Annotated in this window: 1 protein-coding gene; it reads left to right on the top strand. The window is 66.3% G+C overall.

What is annotated here, in order from left to right; all coding sequences use genetic code 11:
• The first annotated feature begins 270 nt into the window (after nt 1–270).
• Nucleotides 271–2,637: a DNA translocase FtsK gene (locus DBR34_RS19225; RefSeq protein WP_038688381.1), complete on the top strand. Its 2,367-nt coding sequence runs from the start codon at nt 271–273 to the stop codon at nt 2,635–2,637.
• Nucleotides 2,638–2,646: the final 9 nt, after the last annotated feature.

Genomic DNA, 2,646 nt, shown 5'->3' with positions numbered 1-2,646 from the left:
ATGTAGACTCGCGTAAAGGTGACAGGGTGGGGCGCCGGCGATGCATTGCGGGACGTCCGGGACAGGTCATAGAGTGGCGGCAGGGGCAGGGCGATTCAAGGTGAACGGTGGAACGGCGCAACCCGCAGGGCGCGTGATGGTCCCCGTGCCGGCGTTTTGACACGGCCTGCGCCGGATGGGGGGCGTCGGCCCGTGGTCGACACCTACCGGGGTGCCTGCCAGTCGTTTATTATCAAGCACTAACAGTGCATTCCCAAGGTGTGGTCTAAGGTGGCGAAGCAGCTCCCGGAACGATCCAAGTCTCCCGACAGCAAACCGTCGCGCAAAGCGGCAGCCGCGCCTGCGCCTGCCGATAATCCGCGTCGCCAACGGCTGTGGCGCGACCTCGGCCTGATCGCGATCGCCCCCGCGCTGCTGTATCTGGTGGCCAGTCTGTTCACGTATTCGGCTGCCGATCCCGGCTGGTCGCATACCGGCAGCGTGGTGGCCCCGGTGCACAACATGGGCGGCCGCGTGGGCGCCTGGATCGCCGATGTGCTGCTGCAGCTGTTCGGTTACATCGCCTTCGTGCTGCCCATCGTGCTCGGCGCGCTGGCCTGGATCGCGATGTTCGGCCTCAAGCGCGAAAGCAAGGGCGAGCATGACCTGGACCCGGCGCTGCGCCTGGTGGGCCTGGTCGGCTTCCTGATCGCCGGTACCGGCTTCCTGCACGTGCGGCTGTTCACCGGCGATGTGGCCCATGCCGGTGGCATTTTGGGGCGGCTGGTCGGCAACTCACTCAGTGCCGGTTTCGGCGCGCTCGGCGCGAACCTGTTCGTGCTGGTGCTGCTGCTGGCCTCGATCACGCTGGCCACCGGCATCTCCTGGTTCGTGGTGATGGAGAAGATCGGCCGCTGGGTGCTGGCGTTGCCGCCGCTGTTCAACAAGAAGAAAGAGCAGGCCACCGAGTGGCAGCAGACCCGCGCCATGCGCGAGGAGCGCCAGGAAGTGCGCAAGGTCGATGCCGAAGTGCGCGCCAAGCGCGAGCCGGTCAAGATCGAGCCGCGCCCCGAGCCGGTGCTGGAAAAGAGCGACCGCGCCAAGCGCGAGACCCAGATTCCGATGTTCCGCGGGGTCAATGGCGATGGCTCGGACCTGCCGCCGCTGGCGCTGCTGGACGATCCCAAGCCGCAGCCCAAGGGCTATGACGAAGACACCCTGGAAACGCTGTCGCGGCAGATCGAGTTCAAGCTCAAGGACTTCCGCATCGAAGCACAGGTGGTGGGCGCGTACCCGGGCCCGGTGATCACCCGCTTCGAGATCGAACCGGCGCCGGGCATCAAGGTCAGCCAGATCAGTTCGCTGGACAAGGACATCGCGCGCGGTCTGTCGGTGAAGTCGGTGCGCGTGGTCGATGTGATCCCGGGCAAGTCGGTGGTGGGCCTGGAAATCCCCAACGTCACCCGCGAGATGATCTACCTGTCCGAACTGCTGCGCTCCAAGGAGTACGACAAGTCGGCCAGTCCGCTGACCCTGGCGCTGGGCAAGGACATCGCCGGGCGCCCGACCGTGGCCGACCTGGCGCGCATGCCGCACCTGCTGGTGGCCGGCACCACCGGTTCGGGCAAGTCGGTGGCGGTCAATGCAATGGTGCTGAGCCTGCTCTACAAGGCTTCGCCGAAAGACCTGCGGATGTTGATGATCGACCCGAAGATGCTCGAACTGAGCGTCTACCAGGGCATCCCGCACCTGTTGGCACCGGTGGTGACCGACATGAAGGAAGCCGCCAACGGCCTGCGCTGGTGCGTGGCCGAAATGGAGCGGCGCTACAAGTTGATGAGCGCGGTGGGCGTGCGCAACCTGGCCGGCTTCAACAAGAAGGTCAAGGATGCCGAGGACGCCGGGCAGCCAATGATGGACCCGCTGTTCAAGCCGAACCCGGAACTGGGCGAAGCCCCGCGCCCGCTGGAGACGCTGCCGTTCATCGTGATCTTCATCGACGAATTCGCCGACATGATGATGATCGTCGGCAAGAAGGTCGAAGAGCTGATCGCACGCCTGGCGCAGAAGGCGCGTGCGGCCGGCATCCACCTGATCCTGGCCACCCAGCGCCCGTCGGTGGACGTGATCACCGGCCTGATCAAGGCCAACATTCCCACCCGCATCGGCTTCCAGGTCAGTTCCAAGATCGATTCGCGCACCATCCTGGACCAGTCCGGCGCCGAAACGCTGCTGGGCCACGGCGACATGCTGTACCTGCCGCCCGGCACCGCGCTGCCGGATCGTGTGCACGGCGCGTTCGTGTCCGACGAGGAAGTGCATCGCGTGGTCGAGCACCTCAAGGCCAGCGGCCCGGCCGACTACATCAGCGGCGTACTGGACGAAGTGCAGATGATGGGCGACGGCGTGGTGGTGGGGGCCGGCGGCCTGCCCGAAGCCAGCAGCAGTGCCGGCGATGAGTCCGACCCGCTGTATGACGAAGCGCTGCGCATCGTCACCGAGACCCGTCGTGCGTCGATCTCCGGCGTGCAGCGCCGGCTCAAGATCGGCTACAACCGCGCCGCGCGCCTCATCGAAGCAATGGAAATGGCGGGTGTGGTCAGCCCGCCCGAACACAACGGCGACCGCAGCGTGCTGGCGCCGCCGCCGCCCAAGTAAGGCCGGGCT

Origin of the sequence: Stenotrophomonas sp. HMWF003 (assembly GCF_003061285.1) — a bacterium.
Taxonomy (GTDB): Bacteria; Pseudomonadota; Gammaproteobacteria; order Xanthomonadales; family Xanthomonadaceae; genus Stenotrophomonas; species Stenotrophomonas maltophilia_AP.
The sequence above is the reverse complement of the archived record's forward strand: the minus strand, read 5'-3'. Positions and strand labels throughout refer to the sequence as shown.